Origin of the sequence: Pseudomonas fluorescens, from assembly GCF_001307155.1 — a bacterium.
Taxonomy (GTDB): domain Bacteria; phylum Pseudomonadota; class Gammaproteobacteria; order Pseudomonadales; family Pseudomonadaceae; genus Aquipseudomonas; species Aquipseudomonas helvetica.
The window spans coordinates 2948384-2967365 of record NZ_CP012830.1; the positions used below are offsets into that span (position 1 = coordinate 2948384).

The 18982-nt window shown below is 59.1% G+C and carries 14 protein-coding genes; 11 read left to right on the forward strand and 3 right to left on the reverse strand.

Annotated elements, in window-relative coordinates:
* Positions 1–169 precede the first annotated feature (169 nt).
* Complete coding sequence (locus AO353_RS13310; RefSeq protein ID WP_054595378.1) at positions 170–2413, forward strand: hypothetical protein; 2244 nt, start codon at positions 170–172, stop codon at positions 2411–2413.
* Positions 2414–2951: 538 nt separating this feature from the next.
* Here the strand turns inward: AO353_RS13310 and nadE are convergent.
* The 3 genes from nadE to AO353_RS13325 all read right to left on the reverse strand — a co-directional run bounded on the left by nadE (position 2952) and on the right by AO353_RS13325 (position 6209).
* Positions 2952–3779 carry an ammonia-dependent NAD(+) synthetase gene (nadE, locus tag AO353_RS13315; protein WP_054595379.1) on the reverse strand — a complete coding sequence of 276 codons (828 nt, stop codon included), beginning with the start codon at positions 3777–3779 and terminating at the stop codon, positions 2952–2954.
* Between the two features lie 4 nt (positions 3780–3783).
* Positions 3784–5010 (reverse strand): nicotinate phosphoribosyltransferase, encoded by a 1227-nt coding sequence (gene pncB / locus AO353_RS13320; RefSeq protein WP_054595380.1) that lies wholly within the window; start codon positions 5008–5010, stop codon positions 3784–3786.
* 287 nt (positions 5011–5297) lie between these two features.
* Positions 5298–6209: a LysR family transcriptional regulator gene (locus tag AO353_RS13325; protein WP_054595381.1), complete on the reverse strand. Its 912-nt coding sequence runs from the start codon at positions 6207–6209 to the stop codon at positions 5298–5300.
* Positions 6210–6373: 164 nt separating this feature from the next.
* Here AO353_RS13325 and AO353_RS13330 point away from each other — a divergent pair, with 164 nt between their 5' ends.
* The 10 genes from AO353_RS13330 (at position 6374) to AO353_RS13375 (ending at position 18943) form a co-directional block, all read left to right on the forward strand.
* Positions 6374–7864, forward strand: coding sequence for an aldehyde dehydrogenase family protein (locus AO353_RS13330; protein ID WP_054595382.1), 1491 nt, complete (start codon positions 6374–6376; stop codon positions 7862–7864).
* Between the two features lie 126 nt (positions 7865–7990).
* Positions 7991–9274 (forward strand): NAD(P)/FAD-dependent oxidoreductase, encoded by a 1284-nt coding sequence (locus AO353_RS13335; RefSeq protein WP_054595383.1) that lies wholly within the window; start codon positions 7991–7993, stop codon positions 9272–9274.
* A 364-nt stretch (positions 9275–9638) separates the two neighbouring features.
* Positions 9639–10772: a branched-chain amino acid ABC transporter substrate-binding protein gene (locus tag AO353_RS13340; protein ID WP_054595384.1), complete on the forward strand. Its 1134-nt coding sequence runs from the start codon at positions 9639–9641 to the stop codon at positions 10770–10772.
* A 185-nt stretch (positions 10773–10957) separates the two neighbouring features.
* Positions 10958–11872: an ABC transporter permease subunit gene (locus tag AO353_RS13345; protein WP_054598222.1), complete on the forward strand. Its 915-nt coding sequence runs from the start codon at positions 10958–10960 to the stop codon at positions 11870–11872.
* A gap of 2 nt (positions 11873–11874) precedes the next feature.
* Positions 11875–13173: a high-affinity branched-chain amino acid ABC transporter permease LivM gene (gene livM / locus AO353_RS13350; RefSeq protein WP_054595385.1), complete on the forward strand. Its 1299-nt coding sequence runs from the start codon at positions 11875–11877 to the stop codon at positions 13171–13173.
* Complete coding sequence (locus AO353_RS13355) at positions 13170–14045, forward strand: ABC transporter ATP-binding protein (protein WP_054595386.1); 876 nt, start codon at positions 13170–13172, stop codon at positions 14043–14045. Before livM ends, AO353_RS13355 begins: the two co-directional genes overlap by 4 nt.
* Positions 14042–14758 (forward strand): ABC transporter ATP-binding protein, encoded by a 717-nt coding sequence (locus tag AO353_RS13360; protein WP_054595387.1) that lies wholly within the window; start codon positions 14042–14044, stop codon positions 14756–14758. Before AO353_RS13355 ends, AO353_RS13360 begins: the two co-directional genes overlap by 4 nt.
* A gap of 953 nt (positions 14759–15711) precedes the next feature.
* Positions 15712–16746 (forward strand): FtsH protease activity modulator HflK, encoded by a 1035-nt coding sequence (hflK, locus tag AO353_RS13365; protein WP_054595388.1) that lies wholly within the window; start codon positions 15712–15714, stop codon positions 16744–16746.
* Entirely contained in the window at positions 16743–17624 is an 882-nt protein-coding gene (hflC, locus tag AO353_RS13370; protein ID WP_054595389.1) for a protease modulator HflC, read from the forward strand. Before hflK ends, hflC begins: the two co-directional genes overlap by 4 nt.
* Before the next feature lie 95 nt (positions 17625–17719).
* Positions 17720–18943, forward strand: coding sequence for a YjbE family putative metal transport protein (locus AO353_RS13375; protein ID WP_054595390.1), 1224 nt, complete (start codon positions 17720–17722; stop codon positions 18941–18943).
* Positions 18944–18982 lie beyond the last annotated feature (39 nt).

The window sequence follows — 18982 nt, forward strand, 5'->3', positions numbered from 1 at the left end:
GCGCGGGCAAAACCCGCTCAGCGCTCTAGCTATGTAATTCCTGCCGCTGGTCGGAAACTACGGCCTACCTGTTATTTCTGACAGTGGTCAGCGTCTCGGAGCCGGGTGTTAGATGAGCGCCAGCCCTGCCGCTCACGTCGCGGCGACTCTTGCGAGATGGAGATTGCTCATGACTGCTCAAGAAGATGCTCCAAAAATACGCTCTGACTTCCCGGACACGCCTGTAAAGCCGGGCATCAGGCCGGCGCCGGTTGGCAACAGCCTGGACCCGATGCTGGTCCATAACGGAGGCGTAAAACAACTGAGGGCAGAAATTAAACGGAGCGAGCAGGGGTTTCGGGAGACCGATGGGGTCGTCGCCAGGCTCAAGGGCTGGAACGCTGATGAAAAGCGCGGTTCGTACATCAGCAATAAAGGCGACCCTTTACCGTTTGGGCCAGCAAACCTCAGGGCCTTGAATCTGGATCCTGAGGTCGTCGCTTTTAATCTGAACCAGATGATTGAGGTGGATTACACCGTCTATCGTGACGGCGAAGGCCCGGTAACGTCCGAGGTGCTCGAATTGAAGGTGCTCGACCTTCCGCCGGAGGAGCTGAAGGCAGGCGTGATCTTCGGGAAGGATGACGACGGTACCGGGCCCGTACTGGACCTGACCACCGACACCGACGACCGGACGGTGCGCATTGATATCTGGCCGCTGATTGCCGAAGGGCAATGGCTTTGGATCGTGCTGAAGGGCGAGGACAAGAACGGTGATTCCTACGAGTTAACCCTGTTCGAGGAGCAGGTCGATCAGGACTTGATCACTCTTCGTTACATCGAGGCGATTGTTCTTTTCAGTGAGCTGAAGCTGTTTGGTGATGGAACAGACGCGACGCTTCAGTACAAGGTTGCGTTTGATCAGGTTGATGACGAGAGCAAGGCTAACCTCTCGGAGGTGCGAAGCTATACCGTTAAGGCAACTGCAGTAGAGGTGAAGCCCGAGATCACCGCCGCGACGGACTCCAAGGGAGATCCGCTCACTAACCCCGACACCACCACGGGCACCACGGTGAATCTCAGCGGCACGGTGGCCGAGGGTGAAAAAGTCGAGATTTATGATGGAGACACTTTGCTGGACGAGGCCATTACGGCGGGCGCTGCCTGGACGTACGAGGCGAAAAACCTGAGCCAGACGGTCCATACCTTCAAGGCCAAAGGCAAGTACGGCAGCTTGCCGGAATCGAGTATCTGGACCATTACCGTGAAGGCGGTAGAGGTGACGCCCGAGATCACCGCCGCGACGGACTCCAAGGGAGATCCGCTCACTAACCCCGACACCACCACGGGCACCACGGTGAATCTCAGCGGCACGGTGGCCGAGGGTGAAAAAGTCGAGATTTATGATGGAGACACTTTGCTGGACGAGGCCATTACGGCGGACGCTGCCTGGACGTACGAGGCGAAAAACCTGAGCCAGACAGTCCATACCTTCAAAGCCAAAGGCAAGTACGGCAGCCTGCCGGAATCGAATATCTGGACCGTTACTGTACAGCCAGTGCAAACGGAAAGCCCCGTAATCGAATCAGCCCAAGACTCCAGCAACAATGATGTCCCCCATGAATCGATCACCAAAGCTACAGCGCTCGATCTGAAAATCAAGGCAGGTAAGTTCGAGCAACTCGATATTTTTCTCAATAATGTATGGAAGCACAAGGCTCCAACGAATGAACTGGGGTTTCTGCACTATCAACTGGCGCCTCTGGAGCTTGGTGATCAAAACATCACGGTGAAGGGCGTCGAGAGCGAGCTGGAGTCGGAGATCTATAACGTTTTCGTGGTGCCCGGTCCGTCGGACGGGAAGCTTGTCATCATTGCTGCCAAAGACGCTCAAGGCAAACCAGTCCTCCGTGGCAGCGCCATGACCACCACCAAGATCACATTCACAGGCACTGCTCAGCCCAGGGCAGCGGTCACCCTCCGTGACGTTTTCGATGAGCTGAAAACTGTCGTTGCTGACCTGAACGGCTACTGGCGGCTTACCCTGAGTGGTTTGAACGTCCGCTACTATCACTTGTCGCTGAGTGCCGAGGATGCCGAATCCCCCATGCTTTGGTGGCTGGCGGTATTCGCTGTTGGAACACCCATCATCGATTCGGCGACTGACGATACGAAGACGATCCCTCCTTATGGCGCAACCTCCGAACAGAAGATCACGCTGCAGGGTACGGGGCCAGCAAACGGGGAAATCATCCTTCTTGAGCTTCTCAGCGAAGTGAAAATCCCTGTTGCTGTCAACGCAGACAGCAAATGGAAACATACGATAAATATGGTCCCAGAGGTCAGGGAATATCACTACGTAGCATACGTGCCGGGCGAGGGCTCGCCGAAGTCAAATCTCTATCGAGTGCGCAAGGTCGAGCCAGCGAAGTAACAGAGTGTTGATCAGGTACGCGCTGACAATGGTCAGCGCGTCTGAGCCGAGCGCTGGATGAGCGTCGACGCTGCCGCTGACGTTGCGGCGACTCTTGCGAGAAGGACATTGCTCATGACCGCTCAAGTTATCGCTCCCCAAACACACGCCTCCATCCCGGACCTCGACCCGCTGAAGGTCGAGCCGGTGTTTATACCGTGAAAGCATCGGGAGTAACACTGCAAATCACTGACGTGATGGACTGCAGGGGCAACCTTGTCGCCAATACATGGGCGACACTCGACACCAGGCTGACGCTCAAGGGGTTGCCACGATGGAGGAAAAAGTCGAGGTTTAGAGCATCAAACAATGATCAAGTCACCTGACTGGACTATCTACGGTATTGATTCTGACAAGCCATTGCCTTGATCTGCACGATACGCCTGTTCCTGATCGACCTGACGGGGCCTGAGAGCAGGCGCGCAGCATCATTAATGCAATAAAAAGCCCACTAAGGATCACTCCTCCAGTGGGCTTTTGTTTATTTACCTGCCACCACTTACGGCGCGAACGGCATCACCCTTTTGTGATGGGTCTTGCGATACGTATCGCAAATAATCCTGAACGCCTCTTCACGCACTGGCTCACCGTGCAGGAACGCGTCGATCTCGGCATAGGTCACGCCGTGGGACGCTTCATCCGGTTTGCCGGGGGACAGGTCTTCAAGGTCGGCGGTCGGGATTTTTTCCACCAGCGACTCCGGCGCGCCGAAGCTGCGGGCGATGGCCCGGACCTGGTTTTTTACCAGGCCGCTCAGCGGTGCGAGGTCGCAGGCGCCGTCACCGAACTTGGTGAAGAAACCCATCACCGCTTCTGCTGCGTGATCAGTGCCGATCACCAGACCGTGGGCGGCGCCGGCGATGGTGTATTGCGCAACCATGCGCATCCGCGCCTTGGTGTTGCCCAATACAAAGTCCACCCAGACCGCGTGCTTGCCTTCGAAGGCCGCGACTTCACTGGCCAGCGACTTGACTGCCGGGCCGATGTTCACGGTGTGGCGCTCATCCGGGGCGATGAAGTCCACCGAGGCTTGCGCATCGTGTTCATCGAACTGGGTTTCGTACGGCAAGCGTACGGCGATGAACTTGTAGCCCGCGTCACCGGTGCGCTCACGTAACTCGCGCATGGCCCGCTGGGCCATCAGGCCGGCGGTCAACGAGTCGACGCCGCCGCTGATGCCCAGCACCAGCGTCTTAAGTCCGGAATTGACCAGGCAATCCTGGATAAAGGTAATCCGCCGTGCGATCTCAGCCTCCAGGGCTGCATGATCGGCGAAGGGCGGTTGGACCTTGAGCTGTTCAGCAATCTCACGCTGTACGGCTTGCATGAATTCACTCCTTGCTTGATGTGCCAGAGAGGGCGGCAGGTACTTGAAACACATGTCGCAAATAGGCGACGAAATTCGGGTCTTTGCAGTGCGTCTTGCCGGCCTCATCGGAAATCTTGGCGACGGGCTGACCATTGCAGGCTGCCATTTTAAGCACGATGCTCATCGGCTCGACACCCGGAATATCGCACGTCAAGTTGGTGCCAATGCCGAAACTGACATTGATTCGACCATGCAACGCGCGGAATATTTCCAGCGATTTTGGCAGCGTCAGGCTGTCGGAGAACACCAGCGTCTTGCTCATCGGCTCGATACCGAGCTTATGGTAGTGGGCGATGGCTTTTTCGGCCCAGGCAATCGGGTCCCCGGAATCATGGCGCAAGCCATCGAAGAGCTTGGCGAAATACAGGTCGAAATCGCTCAGGAAGGCATCGGTGGTGATGCAGTCGGTCAGGGCGATGCCCAGCAGGCCGCGGTATTCGCGAACCCAGCAATCAAGGGCGGCGCTCTGGCTGTCGATCAGTCGCGGGCCAAGTTGCTGGTGCGCCATGATCCATTCGTGAGCCATGGTGCCGAGCGGCTTCATGTCCAGTTCGCGGGACAGGTGCACGTTGCTGGTGCCGACAAAGCGTCCGGGGAAGTCGTGCTTGAGCACGTTCACCACTTCTTCCTGCACGCGGTAGGAGAAGCGCCGGCGAGTGCCGAAATCTGCCACCTGCAGGTGCGAGAGCTCATCGGCGCTGGCATTGGCGCTCAGCCAGTCGAACTTGCGATAGAGCTGCTCGCGCGCTTGCTCCATGACGACTTCACGGTAGCGATAGCGGTTGCGCACTTCGCTGACCACCGCCAGCAGCGGCACTTCGAACAGAATCACATGCAACCATGGCCCACGCAGGCGGATGAACAGTTCGCCGTTCTCGATGCCGGTGTAGATGTAGCGCAGATTGAATCGGAACAAGCCGAGAAAGCGCAGGAAATCCGGCTTCAGGAAGCTGATGCGCTCCAGGAAACTCAACTGATCGTTGCTCAGGCTCAGTTCAGCCAGACGCTCGATCTGAAAACGAATCTCCGCCAGGTATGGGCGCAGATCCTCGCTGTTGCGGCAGCGGAACTCCCATTCGACTTCAACGTTGGGGTAGTTGTGCAGCACCGCCTGCATCATGGTCAGTTTGTAGAAGTCGGTGTCGAGCAAGTTCTGCACGATGCGATCGGCAAACACACTCTCGCTCATAACGGGAATCTCCAGGCTGGCAGCCGCCGAGGGTAGCGACGTTTCAGCTATTTCAATGAATAGGGCTAGTGGCGCATATCGGCGGGCTGTATTGCCAGCATTTTTTAGCGTGGAGCGCTACCTGTGGCGAGGGGGCTTGCCCCCGTCGGAGTGCGCAGCACTCCCAAATCCGATGAGCGCGGTATGCCTGATGCAATGTAATTACAGGTTTTTGGGCCGCTGCGCGACCCAGCGGGGGCAAGCCCCCTCGCCACAAATTCCATTTGCCACAGGTTTTGTGTAAGGCCTCAATTCTGCGACGTGTCCGGGTTATCGATCTGCTCCAGCATCCAGGTGACAAAATCGCGCACCTTGGGCACTTCTGCCGAGTGTTCGGGGTAGGCCAGGTAATAGGCATCGCTGCTGGGCATTGCGTGTGGCCAGGGGATGACCAATTTACCGTCGGCCAATTCCTCTTCCACCAGAAACCGCGGCAACAGGGCGACACCGCAGCCGACTTGTGCGGCGCGGATGCACATATAAAAGGTTTCGAAGCGCGGACCGTGATAGCTGTGCTCGGTCTGGTAACCCTGGCTGTCGAACCAGTCGTGCCAGGCCTGAGGGCGCGAGGCGCTTTGCAGCAGCACCAGATCGCTGAGTTGTGTCGGGTCGTTGAAAGGCTGCTCCGGCAGGCTGCCCGGTGCGCAGACTGGCACCAGCTCTTCGCCGAACAGCTTCAGACACTCGGTGCCGGGCCGCGAACCCTGGCCGAAATAGAACGCCAGGTCGCTGCGCCCTTGCAGCAAGTCGTCGGCTTCGTGTTCGTTGCACAGGTCCAGATGAATATGCGGATGCCGCAGGCGCCAGCCTTTCAGGCGTGGCACCAGCCAACGAGCGCCGAAGGTTGAAGGCGTGGACACGCGCAGTACTTCGGTCTCGCCGCCGTAGGAACGCAGGTAGTGGGTCGACATCTCGACTTGCGAGAGAATTTTTCGCACTTCAACCAGGTACAAATCCCCGGCCGGAGTCATTTGCAGGCGTCGACGTACCCGGCGAAACAGCAGGTGCTGCAACAGCTCTTCGAGTTGCGCGACCTGTTTGCTCACGGCGCTCTGGGTCAGGTTCAGCTCTTCGGCGGCGCGGGTGAAGCTCAGGTGACGCGTGACCGCCTCGAAACACTGCAACGCAGTGATCGATGGCAAATGGCGTTTATTCAGCATGGGAGGGCCCTTGTTCTTGTTGCAACGCTTTGCATGAATAAACGGAATGATATCTCGCTTAATCGTCGTTTGTTGGCAAGTCTCGGTGCGGCTACAACTATAGGCTTGAAGCCCCTCGTCAGCGGGCTGTGAATTTTCTGCTTTTCACGTTGAAGGAGTGACCCATGGTTGCCGCATTGCTTGATCGCTTGGGGGTGAACCCGGCCCTGTACCAGAACGGCAAACAGCCCGTGCATTCACCGATCGACGGCAGCCATATTGCCTCGGTGAACTGGGAAGGCGCTGCTGAAGTCGAGCAGCAGGTCAGTCGCGCAGAGCATGCGTTCGACCTCTGGCGCAAGGTTCCGGCGCCGCGTCGTGGCGAACTGGTGCGCCAGTTCGGCGAAGTGCTGCGCGAGTACAAGGCTGATCTGGGCGAGCTGGTGTCCTGGGAAGCCGGCAAGATCACTCAGGAAGGTCTGGGTGAAGTTCAGGAGATGATCGACATCTGCGACTTCGCCGTCGGTCTGTCGCGTCAGCTCTACGGTTTGACCATCGCCTCCGAACGTCCGGGCCACCACATGCGTGAGTCCTGGCATCCGCTGGGCGTGGTCGGGGTGATCAGCGCGTTCAACTTCCCGGTCGCGGTCTGGGCCTGGAACACCACGCTGGCGCTGGTCTGCGGCAACTCGGTGATCTGGAAGCCGTCGGAGAAAACCCCGCTCACCGCACTGGCCTGCCAGGCGCTGTTCGAGCGCGTCTTGAAGAATTTCAGCGATGCGCCGGAGTACCTGAGCCAGGTGATCATCGGCGGCCGCGATGCCGGTGAAGCGCTGGTGGACGACCCGCGTGTGGCCTTGATCAGTGCCACCGGCAGCACCCGCATGGGCCGTGAAGTGGCACCGAAAATCGCCGCACGCTTTGCTCGCAGCATTCTGGAGCTGGGCGGCAACAACGCGATGATCCTTGGCCCAAGCGCCGACCTCGACATGGCGGTGCGGGCGATCCTGTTCAGTGCAGTCGGCACCGCCGGTCAGCGTTGCACCACCCTGCGTCGCCTGATCGCCCACGAGTCGGTCAAGGAAGAGATCGTCACCCGCCTCAAGGCGGCGTATTCCAAAGTGCGCATCGGCCATCCGCTGGAAGGCAACCTGGTCGGCCCGCTGATCGACAAACACAGCTTTGACAACATGCAGGACGCGCTGGAACAAGCCTTGAGCGAAGGCGGCCGGGTATTTGGCGGCCAGCGTCAGCTCGAAGACAAGTTCCCGAACGCTTACTACGTTTCGCCGGCCATCGTCGAAATGCCGGAGCAGAGCGATGTGGTGCGCAGCGAAACCTTCGCGCCGATTCTGTACGTGGTTGGCTATAAAGACTTCGCCGAAGCGCTGCGCCTGAACAATGCGGTGCCACAAGGTCTGTCGTCGTGCATCTTCACCACTGACGTGCGTGAGGCCGAGCAGTTCATGTCGGCAGTGGGTAGCGACTGCGGCATCGCCAACGTCAACATCGGTCCGAGCGGCGCGGAAATCGGCGGCGCCTTTGGAGGAGAGAAAGAAACCGGCGGCGGTCGCGAGTCCGGCTCCGATGCATGGCGCGGCTACATGCGTCGCCAGACCAACACCGTCAACTACTCACTGGAGTTGCCGCTGGCCCAGGGGATTACCTTCGACTGAAGGGCCTCATCGCGGGCAAGCCTTGCTCCTACAAATTTGGTTCCATCGGCACAAGTCCCGTAGGAGCAAGGCTTGCCCGCGATGCTTTGCTTTGTTGTTTGTTGGGTTTCTGATCGGAGTCTGGCGATGCCGTTACGCGAAGAGTGCTTATGGGAAAAACTGACGCCGCAACGGCCTGACCGGGCGGCGCTCAAGGGCGAGGTGACGGCGGATGTCTGCGTGATCGGCGCCGGATTCACCGGTTTATCAGCGGCGGTGCATTTGCTGGAGCAGGGCAAAAGCGTCTGCGTACTCGAGGCCAAGCGCTGCGGGCAGGGCGGTTCGGGGCGCAACGTCGGGTTGGTGAATGCCGGGATGTGGATTCCCCCGGACGAGATCGAAGCCGGGTTCGGCGAAGCGATCGGCAGCCAGCTCAATCGCATGCTTGGCGCGGCGCCTGCTTTGGTGTTCAGCCTGATCGACAAATACAACATCGATTGCCAGTTGCGTCGCGAGGGTACGCTGCACATGGCGCACAACGCCCGTGGCGAAGCCGATCTGCGCAGTCGTGAAGAACAATGGAAGCGCCGCGGCGCGCCCGTGGAGTTGTTGACCGGTGCGGCGTGCGAGCAGGCTACCGGTACCAAAAAGATCGCCGCCGCATTACTCGACCGTCGCGCCGGCACGCTCAATCCGATGGCTTACACCAGCGGTCTGGCCAAGGCTGCCGCGGATCTGGGTGGTCAGCTGTTCGATCATTCAGCAGTGACCCGACTCGAACGGCAGGGCCAACGCTGGTCGGTGCAAACCGACGCCGGTTCGGTCATGGCCGAGCAGGTGGTGATCGCCTCCAACGCCTACACCGAAGGCGACTGGACTGAACTGCGGCGTAATTTCTTCCCCGGTTATTACTATCAGGTGGCTTCCGCGCCGCTGACTGAAGAAGCCGCGCAACTGATCCTGCCCGGTGGCCAGGGTTCCTGGGACACCCGTCAGGTGCTCAGCAGCATCCGTCGCGACAAAGACGGCCGGTTGTTGCTCGGCAGCCTGGGCAACGGCAATCAGAAACCAACGTGGTTCCTCAAGGCCTGGGCCGACCGGGTTCAGCAGCATTATTTCCCTTACCTCAAACCGGTGGACTGGGAATGTACCTGGACCGGTTGCATCGCTTTTACCCCCGATCACTTGATGCGCTTGTTCGAGCCAGCACCAGGTTTAGTGGCGGTGACCGGTTACAACGGCCGTGGCGTGACCACGGGCACGGTAGTCGGTAAAGCCTTCGCCGATTATTTGTGTAACGGAAATCCTCAGGCGCTACCGATTCCCTTCGCACCCATGCAGCCACTGGCCGGGGTGGGCCTGCGCAGTTGTCTGTACGAGGCCGGTTTTTCGCTCTATCACGCGGGCCAGTGCCTGCGGATTGTTATTTGAGCGAGGAAATATGTTGCGCGAAGCGGCGCTTTTTGGCGCAGCGACTAGCCTGTAATGGTGCGGGTTTGTAGCAGTTGCGCACCAGCAGTGTGCAGTTCGGTGACGCATGCTGTTACAGGCTGGTTGCACGTCGTTTGGCGCTGCGGTTGCAATGATGGCGCACAAGGGTTGCGCCTCAAAAAGAAAATGGTTTCACCTTCCGCGGTTTAGACGGTTGCACGCCCAATAAAAAAGGGCCCGAAACAGTCGAAATAACAATAAAGCAGCGACTTTTTGAAGAATAAAAAACCGATGGCACGGCCCTTGCTCTGAGCATTCAGTGAAGTCGCAGTGCCAATTAAAAAAAACCTTGGAGCACCACCTCATGTCCCAGACGTTTTACAAGAAAGGCTTTGTAGCTCTCGCAGTGGCGGCTGCGTTGGGTGTTTCTTCGTTTGTTCAGGCGGATGTCAAACTTGGTGTGGCAGGTCCGATGACCGGTCCTAGCGCTTCCTTCGGCTTGCAATACATGAAAGGCGCGCAAGCGGCGGCGGATGCAATCAACGCCAAGGGCGGCATCAACGGCGAAAAAATCGTACTGGTCCAGGGCGATGACGCCTGCGAACCGAAACAGGCTGTGGCGGTTGCGAACAAAATGGTCCAGGACAAGGTGATCGGCGTGGTCGGGCACTTCTGCTCGTCGTCGACCATCCCGGCTTCCGAGGTCTACTCCGACGCCGGCATCATCGCAATCACCCCGGGCTCTACCAACCCGACGGTCACCGAGCGTGGCCTGCCGGCCATGATGCGTATGTGCGGGCGTGATGACCAACAAGGTATCGTCGCAGGCAACTACATCGTCGACGTGCTGAAAGGCAAGAAAGTTGCCGTTATCAACGACAAAGACACCTACGGTAAAGGCCTGGCGGACGCAACGGCCAAGCAGCTGACCGCGCGTGGCGTGAAACCGGTTCTTGAAGAAGGCCTGACCCGCGGCGAGAAAGATTTCAGTGCCCTGATCACCAAGGTCCGTTCGGTAGGGGCTGATGTCCTTTACTTCGGCGGCCTGCACCCGGAAGCCGGTCCACTGGTCCATCAACTGCGTGAGCAAGGCCTGAAAGACGTCAAGTTCATGTCCGATGATGGCATCGTCACCGACGAAATGGTCACGACTGCCGGTGGTGCTCCTTACGTCGACGGCGTGTACATGACCTTCGGTGCTGACCCGCGCCTGATTCCAGACAGCAAGGCTGTCGTGGATACCTTCCGCAAATCCGGTTACGAGCCTGAAGGCTACACCCTGTACGCCTACGCTTCGGTGCAAGCCCTGGCTGCCGGCTTCAACGGTGCCAAGTCGAACAAAGGTGAAGAAGCCGCCAAATGGCTCAAGGCGCACCCGGTGGAAACCGTGATGGGCAAGAAGGAATGGGATAGCAAGGGCGACCTGAAAATCTCCGACTACGTGGTTTACCAGTGGGATGCCGCAGGCAAATACCACCAGCTGGAAAAACAGAAGTGAGATAAGCGCACCGCCAGGCCCGGGCCTCTCGATATCCTTCGTGGGGCCCGGCTTGAGTCATGGGTTCTGCAGTCATGTCGACCCGGTATTTTTCTTCTGAGCCACATGAACCTGGCCAGGTGCGCCTCACAAGGGCTCATCGACACCGGGTTCGCGGTGGCCTCTCGAGTTAGTGAGAGTGCATGATGGACGGTATTTTCCTGCAACAAGTTATCAACGGTTTGACCCTCGGATCGGTCTACGGCCTGATCGCCATCGGCTACACAATGGTCTACGGCATCATCGGCATGATCAACTTCGCCCACGGCGAGGTGTACATGATTTCCGCGTACCTGGCGGCAATCAGCCTGGCTCTGCTGTCCTACTTCGGTGTCGAATCCTTTCCGCTGTTGATCCTCGGTACTCTGCTGTTCACGGTCTTCGTGACCGGTGTGTATGGCTGGGTCATCGAACGCATCGCTTATAAACCGCTACGCAACTCCACCCGACTGGCACCGCTGATCAGTGCTATCGGCGTTTCGCTGATCCTGCAGAACTACGCGCAGATCGCTCAGGGCTCACGGCAACAGGGTATTCCTACGCTGCTGAGCGGTGGGCTGCGATTCGACATCGGTACCGGTTTCGTGCAGATCACCTACACCAAGATCTTCATTCTGGTCGCCGCGTTTATCGGGATGGCCCTGCTGACCTACATCATCAAGTACACCAAGTTGGGGCGCATGTGTCGTGCCACCCAACAAGACCGCAAGATGGCCTCGATCCTCGGGATAAACACTGACCGGGTGATCTCCTACGTGTTCATTATCGGTGCGGCCATGGCTGCGCTGGCGGGTGTGTTGATCACGGTGAACTACGGCACCTTCGATTTCTACGCAGGCTTCGTGATCGGTATCAAGGCCTTCACCGCTGCGGTACTCGGCGGCATTGGTTCGCTGCCTGGCGCCATGCTCGGCGGGATCATCCTCGGCGTTTCCGAGTCGCTGTTTTCCGGCGTGATCAACTCTGACTATAAGGACGTCTTCAGCTTCTCGCTGTTGGTACTGATCCTGATTTTCCGTCCTCAAGGCCTGTTGGGTCGCCCACTTGTGGCGAAGGTGTAAGCATGTCCGACACTAATAACAAACCTATCGATGTGAAAAAAAGCCTGATCGACACGGTTCTGGCCGGGTTGATTGCCCTGATTGTCTTCGGCCCGATCGTCGGCGTAGTGCTTGAAGGCTATAGCTACAATCTGCAGCCGACGCGTGTGGCCTGGATGGTCGGGGCGGTGATGATCGGGCGTCTTGCCTTGAGCCTGTTCATGCAGACGGCCAAGGGTGAGAAGGTTCAGCAACGCTTCGAAATCGTCGGCTCCGGCGTGCATGTGCTGGCACCTGATTTCAAGTCGCGACTGCGCTTCATCATCCCGGCGTTGATCGTGATCGCTATCGTGTTCCCGGTCTTCGCCGACAAGTACCTGCTGACAGTGGTGATCCTCGGATTGATCTACGTGTTGCTGGGCCTTGGCCTGAACATCGTGGTCGGCCTGGCAGGTCTGCTCGACCTGGGTTATGTGGCGTTCTACGCCATCGGCGCGTATGGCCTGGCACTGGGTTATCACTACCTTGGCCTGGGCTTCTGGACCGTGTTGCCGCTGTCGGCACTCATGGCGGCGCTCGCCGGATGCATCCTCGGCTTTCCGGTGTTGCGCATGCACGGTGACTATCTGGCCATCGTGACCCTGGGCTTCGGTGAAATCATTCGCCTGATACTGACCAACTGGCTGTCCTTCACGGGCGGACCTAACGGCATGCCGGTGCCATCACCGTCGTTTTTCGGTATCGAGTTCACGCGTGTGGCGAAGGATGGCGGGATACCCTTCCATGAGTTCTTCGGGACCGAATACAACCCGAACATCAAGTTCATGTTCATCTATGCCGTGTTGTTCCTGGTCGTGATGCTGGTGCTGTACATCAAGCACCGCCTGACCCGAATGCCGGTCGGGCGTGCCTGGGAGGCATTGCGCGAAGATGAGATCGCCTGCCGCGCCATGGGCCTCAACCACGTACTGGTCAAGCTGTCGGCCTTTACCCTGGGGGCTTCCACAGCCGGTCTGGCGGGTGTGTTTTTTGCCAGCTACCAAGGCTTCGTCAACCCGACCTCGTTCACCTTCTTCGAGTCGGCGTTGATCCTCGCCATCGTCGTACTCGGCGGCATGGGCTCGACCGTCGGCGTGGTGATCGCCGCGTTCGTGCTGACCGTCGCCCCGGAACTGCTGCGCGGCTTCGCTGAATACCGCGTGTTGCTGTTCGGCATTCTCATGGTGTTGATGATGATCTGGAAACCGCGCGGCCTGATTCGTATCAGCCGTACCGGCGTGACCCCGCGTAAGGGTGCCTTGACTGAGAGGAGCGCGTCATGAGCGATGAATTCATTCTCTCGGTAGAGAACCTGATGATGCACTTCGGGGGCATCAAAGCCCTGAGCGACGTCAGCCTGAAGGTCAAGCGTAACTCGATCTTTGCGTTGATCGGCCCCAACGGTGCGGGCAAGACCACGGTGTTCAACTGCCTGACCGGTTTCTACAAAGCCTCTGGCGGGCATATCGAACTGAACACCCGTGGCGTGAAAACCAACGTCATCAAGATGCTCGGGGAACCGTTCAAGGCGACCGATTTCGTGTCGCCAAAACGCTTCGTCAACCGGCTGCACTACAAGATGTTCGGCGGCACGCACCTGATCAACCGCGCCGGCCTGGCGCGGACTTTCCAGAACATCCGCCTGTTCAGGGAAATGTCGGTGATCGAGAACCTGCTGGTGGCCCAGCACATGTGGGTCAACCGTAATCTGGTGTCCGGCATTCTCAACACCAAAGGCTACCGCAAGGCCGAAAGCGATGCCCTGGACCATGCCTTCTACTGGCTGGAGGTGGTCGATCTGGTGGACTGCGCCAACCGCCTCGCCGGTGAGCTTTCCTACGGTCAGCAACGGCGTCTGGAGATCGCCCGGGCCATGTGCACCCGGCCCAAGATCATTTGCCTGGACGAACCGGCGGCGGGCCTCAACCCGCAGGAAACCGAGGCGCTCAGCGCGATGATCCGGCATCTGCGCGACGACCACGACATTACGGTGGTGCTGATTGAACACGACATGGGCATGGTGATGAGCATTTCCGACCACATCGTGGTGCTGGACCACGGCAACGTGATCGCCGAGGGTAACCCGCAAGCGATCCGCAACGACCCGAAAGTGATTGCCGCCTACCTGGGTGCTGATGAAGAGGAGCTGGTATGACTCAACCGATCCTCGAACTGAAAGCGATCGACGTGTTCTATGGGCCGATCCAGGCCCTGAAAAAGGTCTCGCTGCACATCAACGAAGGCGAAACCGTCAGCCTGATCGGCTCCAACGGCGCCGGTAAATCGACATTGCTGATGTCGATCTTCGGTCAGCCGCGGGCGGCCGGTGGGCAGATCGTCTATCGCGGCGTGGACATCACCCACAAGTCGTCCCATTACATCGCCTCCAACGGCATTGCGCAGTCGCCGGAAGGGCGGCGGGTATTCCCTGACATGACCGTCGAGGAAAACCTGCTGATGGGCACGATCCCGATTGGCGACCAGTACGCTACCGAGGACATGCAGCGCATGTTCGAGCTGTTTCCACGGCTCAAGGAACGGCGCAATCAGCGGGCGATGACCATGTCCGGTGGCGAGCAGCAAATGCTCGCCATTGCCCGGGCATTGATGAGTCGGCCCAAATTGCTGTTGCTCGACGAGCCGAGCCTGGGGTTGGCACCGATTGTGGTGAAACAGATCTTCGCCACCCTGCGCGAACTGGCGGGCACCGGCATGACCATCTTCCTGGTCGAGCAGAACGCCAACCACGCGCTCAAGCTGTCCGACCGGGCCTACGTGATGGTCAACGGTGAAATCCGCCTGAGCGGCACCGGCAAGGAGCTGCTGGTGAACGAAGAGGTGCGTAACGCCTACCTCGGCGGTCACTGAGTTATCGCTGTTATGCACAAACCCCGGCGCGCAATCGCCGGGGTTTTTTATATCCCCAAAACCGTGCACATCCCCTGTGCTCGCGATAGCGGCCTGTAGCAGCTGCCGAGCCCGCGAGGCTGCGTTCGAGGACGCAGTCCTCGCAAATCCCGCGTACGCAGTTTGCCTGAAAGAACACATTGTCTGATTTTACGACTGCTTCGCCCGAGCGCGGACCGAGCCGAACGCAGCCTCGCGGGCTCGGCAGCTGCTACGAAAGTGGATGTTTTCAGGCGCCCACAGGTGTTTGCGAAAAATGTGGAAAACAATATTCGCAACCTGTTAAGGCGCGACATAAAGCCGCTGCAAATAGCTGTTTTTCCACAGTTTTGACTTGTCCCCGTTTGCTGTGGAACTGGCTGTGGGTAACATGGGAGCAACTGCCTGAAGGCCTTTAACGGCGTGGCTTGCAGGGTTGTGGTTGTTTTTTGATCAGGCATTTTTCAGCGGCCTTGAGTAAGCCTTGTCAACCTTTTTGTTGCCGCTGCCCGGCGCCTGAACAGTCGTTGCACAGCCTGTGGATAAGTCTGTGGTTAAACTCTGGAAAGACTCGGCAAAGGGCCGTAATGACTGGCGTGTAGCCATCGTCTCGGTGACTGCTCGGTCGCACCGACCGATGCTGGCTACACTTGTCAGTGCCCAGGTCAAGCAAAAAACTTTCAAATCTGCCCGCAAAGCCTTGTAGATCGCGCGTCTCAAGGTTTGTACTTGCCCCCAAAGACTGTGGACGGGGCTGTGGATAAGGTGCGTGCAGTTGGCTGCGAGCCAGGGCGGCCAAGGCTTGGCAGCAGTTGAGCGTTTTTTGTACAGCGAACATGGCAGAGTTTTCATTTTCGCGGTTTTGGGTTCAGGTACTCTGCGCACCTTGGCGCCCCCGAATGGGCGCTCGTCATTTGACGACATGGAGCCATTGCATGACCGATAGTCCCGCCTTTGCTCCTGTCGAGCCCGTCAGCCCTATGCGTCGGCTGCTCAAACGAATGGGCTACGACCTGGCCGTGATGGATCTCGGTGGACGGGGACTGGCATTGATCGGCGGGCTGCTTTTGCTGGCCTGGATCAGCTCCGGCATCTACAAGGTCCAGCCGGATGAACAGGGCATTGTGCTGCGCTTCGGGCGCTGGCAGCAGACCGCCGAATCCGGGCTGCATTATCACTTGCCCTATCCTGTCGAAACCGTCCTGCTACCCAAGATCACTCAGGTCAATCAGCTGCAACTGGGCACCAGTACCAGCGTGCAGAGCGCAGCGAGCAATGGCGCGCGCGACAAGCAGATGCTCACTGGTGACGAAAATATCGTCGAAGCCGATTGCACGGTGTTCTGGCGGATCAAGGACGCGCGACTCTACCTGTTCAAAATCAGCGACCCGGAGCGCTCGGTGAAACTCGCCGCCGAAAGCGCGCTGCGCGAGGTGATTGGGCGTACGCCGATTCAGTCGGTGATGTCTGACAAGCGTGCGCAGATCGCCGATGAAACCCGGGACTTGCTGCAGCAGTTGCTGGACCGCGAACAGGCGGGGATTCTCGTCACTCAGGTGCAATTGCAACGGGTCGATCCGCCGCCACAGGTGATCGATGCGTTCAACGACGTGCAGCGAGCCCGCGCCGACCAGGAGCGTGCCCGCAACGAAGCCGAAGCCTATGCCAATGACGTGATTCCCCGTGCCCGTGGCGACGCGGCGCGTATCACCCAGGAAGCCGAGGCTTATCAGGCGCAAGTCGGCAACCTGGCCGAGGGCGAGGCCAAGCGCTTTCTCTCGGTTTACAACAGCTACGTGCAATCCAAAGACGTCACCGCCTGGCGCCTGTACATGGAGAGCATGGATGAAGTCCTGAAAAAGGCTTCCAAAGTCATCATCGATTCTTCTGGCAAGGGCATGTCCGGGGTGGTGCCGTACATGCCGCTGAGCGAGCCTGGCAAACCGCAGCAAAAGGACGCCCGGCCATGAACCGCACCGTCAAAGGATTGGCCGCAGCCAGCGTCGCGATAGCGCTTTGGGCATTGGCGGCGTCGGCCTATGTGGTCGATGAATCACAGCAGGCACTGATCATCCGCTTCGGTGCACCGATGGGCGTTGCCGGAGAGCCGGGGCTCAAGTTCAAGGTGCCGTTCAGCGACTCCATCGTGTTCTACGACAGCCGTCTGCAAACCCTGGCATCGCCGGCCGAACAAGTGATTCTCGGCGATCAGAAGCGGATCGAGGTCGAGACCCATACGCGTTTTCGCATTAGCGATCCGTTGCGGTTTTATCAGGCTGTCGGGACTCTGGATCAAGCCAATGCCCAGCTGACGCAAATGGTCAGTTCTTCGTTGCGTCGTGAATTGGGCGAGGTATCGCTGCGTTCGCTGTTGTCGCCGGCCCGTCAGCAGGAAGTCGCGATCATCGAGAAAGACGTCGCCGACAAGGCCCGCGCACTTGGCATCGAGGTGACGGAGGTGCGCTTGCACCGCGCCGATCTGCCGCTGGAGGCCAGTCAGGCGATTTACGACCGGATGAAATCAGAGCGCCAGCGCGAAGCCAAGGAGCTGCGCGCGCAAGGCTTTGAATGGGCCCAGCAAATCCAGGCCAAGGCCGACCGTGATCGCACGGTGTTGCTCTCGGAAGTCCAGCGCCAGTCGGCAATTACCCATGGCGAGGCCGATGCGGCGGCCAACCAGATCCTTTCGGCGGCGTTCAGCAAAGACCCGGAATTCTACAAGTTGTACCGCTCGTTACAGACCTACCGTCAGGCGCTGTCTGACAGTCAGCCGATGTTGGTGCTGACGCCTGATGCTGCGTTTCTCAAGCAGTTCCGGAACGGGCCGGCAACGACCAGCGGCAAGTAGCAACGGCCATGAATGATCTGTTTACAGGGCACCGGCCTGAGCCGTTCGCTGGGATGATGTTCCGATGACGCCGTCTTTTGCCAGGAAACCGCTCGATGTTATTTGATGGTGCGCTGCATGCGCTGAGCATGGTCTTTGAGGTGTTCCTGCTGGACTTGATCCTGTCGGGCGACAACGCGTTGGTGATTGCCCTGGCCTGTCGCGGGTTGCCGCCGGAACAGCTGCGTCGGGCCGTATTGATCGGCACCAGCGGCGCCATCGTCCTGCGGGCGTTATTGACCACGCTGGCCGGCTGGTTACTGCTGGTGCCGTGGCTCAAGCTGATCGGCGCGCTGCTGTTGCTGGTGATCGCCATACGGCTGCTGACCGAGGAAGAGGCCGGCGAAGAGGGCGATTCGTCGGACGGCTCGCCGCAGACGCTGGGCAGTGCAGTGGTCACGGTGCTGACTGCCGACCTGATCATGAGCATGGACAACGTGGTCGGGCTGGCGGCGGTGGCCCAGGGCAGTGTCTTTTATCTGGTGCTGGGCTTGCTGTTGAGTGTGCCGCTGCTGATGTTCGGCAGCCTGCAGATTACCCGGCTGTTACAGCGTCAGCCGGTGCTGGTGTCATTTGGTGCGGCACTGCTGGGCTATGTCGCCGGGGACATTGCGGTCTCTGATCCGGTGGTCGTGGGCTGGGTCAACAGCCAGTCGCCTGCGCTCAATCAAGTGGTGCCCCTGTTGTGTGGGGTGTATGTGGTTCTTCAGGCCCGGATCATTCTTCGGCAACGTGCGCGGTTGCCCAAACCTGCGCTCGTGCAGCCGGTCGCGCGAGCGGTCAGGTTCCAGCAACCGGACAGCGACCCGGTTACGTTGCCGGTGGTGAAACCCGAGGTGGTCCTGACTGCATCGCCCGCGCCTGCAATTGAAGCATCCAATGATGAGCCGCCGCGGCGTCTGTTCGGCGATTACAACGGGCTGGCATTGGTGTTGGCGGGGCTTGCCGGTATTTTCGTGATCAGCGCTGCGTTGTATAGCCTGGTGGGTGGATTGTCCGGTGGTCTGCTGCCTACACCCCAAAAGGATTATGCGTATGTCTGCACCGGGGCGAGCACCACCCTTTACTATCGACCCGGCGGCAGCACGATCCGGCTGGTCACGGGCGGCGGTGAAGCCAGCGGTTACGTGAGGTACAAGACCATTCTCTGGCGGACCCCGCAGAGCGCCCTCAAGGACTTGCACCTGACGCTCCCCGGCGAGATCGAGAAAACCAGCGCCACGGTGGTCACCCTCAATGGCGGTAGCTTCTCGCAGATCCAGTGCGCGCGCAGCCTGTGACGTAACCACCAATGACCCGGTTGCCGCTGCGCTCCGGGC

Bases quoted from the DNA above. Each gene is read 5' to 3' on its own strand.
- nadE (WP_054595379.1), bottom strand. From the start codon at position 3,779: ATGCAAGCCGTACAGCGTGAGATTGCTGAACAGCTCAAGGTCCAACCG.
- AO353_RS13345 (WP_054598222.1), top strand. From the start codon at position 10,958: ATGGACGGTATTTTCCTGCAACAAGTTATCAACGGTTTGACCCTCGGA.
- AO353_RS13375 (WP_054595390.1), top strand. From the start codon at position 17,720: ATGTTATTTGATGGTGCGCTGCATGCGCTGAGCATGGTCTTTGAGGTG.
- AO353_RS13335 (WP_054595383.1), top strand. From the start codon at position 7,991: ATGCCGTTACGCGAAGAGTGCTTATGGGAAAAACTGACGCCGCAACGG.
- AO353_RS13340 (WP_054595384.1), top strand. From the start codon at position 9,639: ATGTCCCAGACGTTTTACAAGAAAGGCTTTGTAGCTCTCGCAGTGGCG.
- livM (WP_054595385.1), top strand. From the start codon at position 11,875: ATGTCCGACACTAATAACAAACCTATCGATGTGAAAAAAAGCCTGATC.
- hflC (WP_054595389.1), top strand. From the start codon at position 16,743: ATGAACCGCACCGTCAAAGGATTGGCCGCAGCCAGCGTCGCGATAGCG.
- pncB (WP_054595380.1), bottom strand. From the start codon at position 5,010: ATGAGCGAGAGTGTGTTTGCCGATCGCATCGTGCAGAACTTGCTCGAC.
- AO353_RS13360 (WP_054595387.1), top strand. From the start codon at position 14,042: ATGACTCAACCGATCCTCGAACTGAAAGCGATCGACGTGTTCTATGGG.
- hflK (WP_054595388.1), top strand. From the start codon at position 15,712: ATGACCGATAGTCCCGCCTTTGCTCCTGTCGAGCCCGTCAGCCCTATG.
- AO353_RS13325 (WP_054595381.1), bottom strand. From the start codon at position 6,209: ATGCTGAATAAACGCCATTTGCCATCGATCACTGCGTTGCAGTGTTTC.
- AO353_RS13355 (WP_054595386.1), top strand. From the start codon at position 13,170: ATGAGCGATGAATTCATTCTCTCGGTAGAGAACCTGATGATGCACTTC.
- AO353_RS13310 (WP_054595378.1), top strand. From the start codon at position 170: ATGACTGCTCAAGAAGATGCTCCAAAAATACGCTCTGACTTCCCGGAC.
- AO353_RS13330 (WP_054595382.1), top strand. From the start codon at position 6,374: ATGGTTGCCGCATTGCTTGATCGCTTGGGGGTGAACCCGGCCCTGTAC.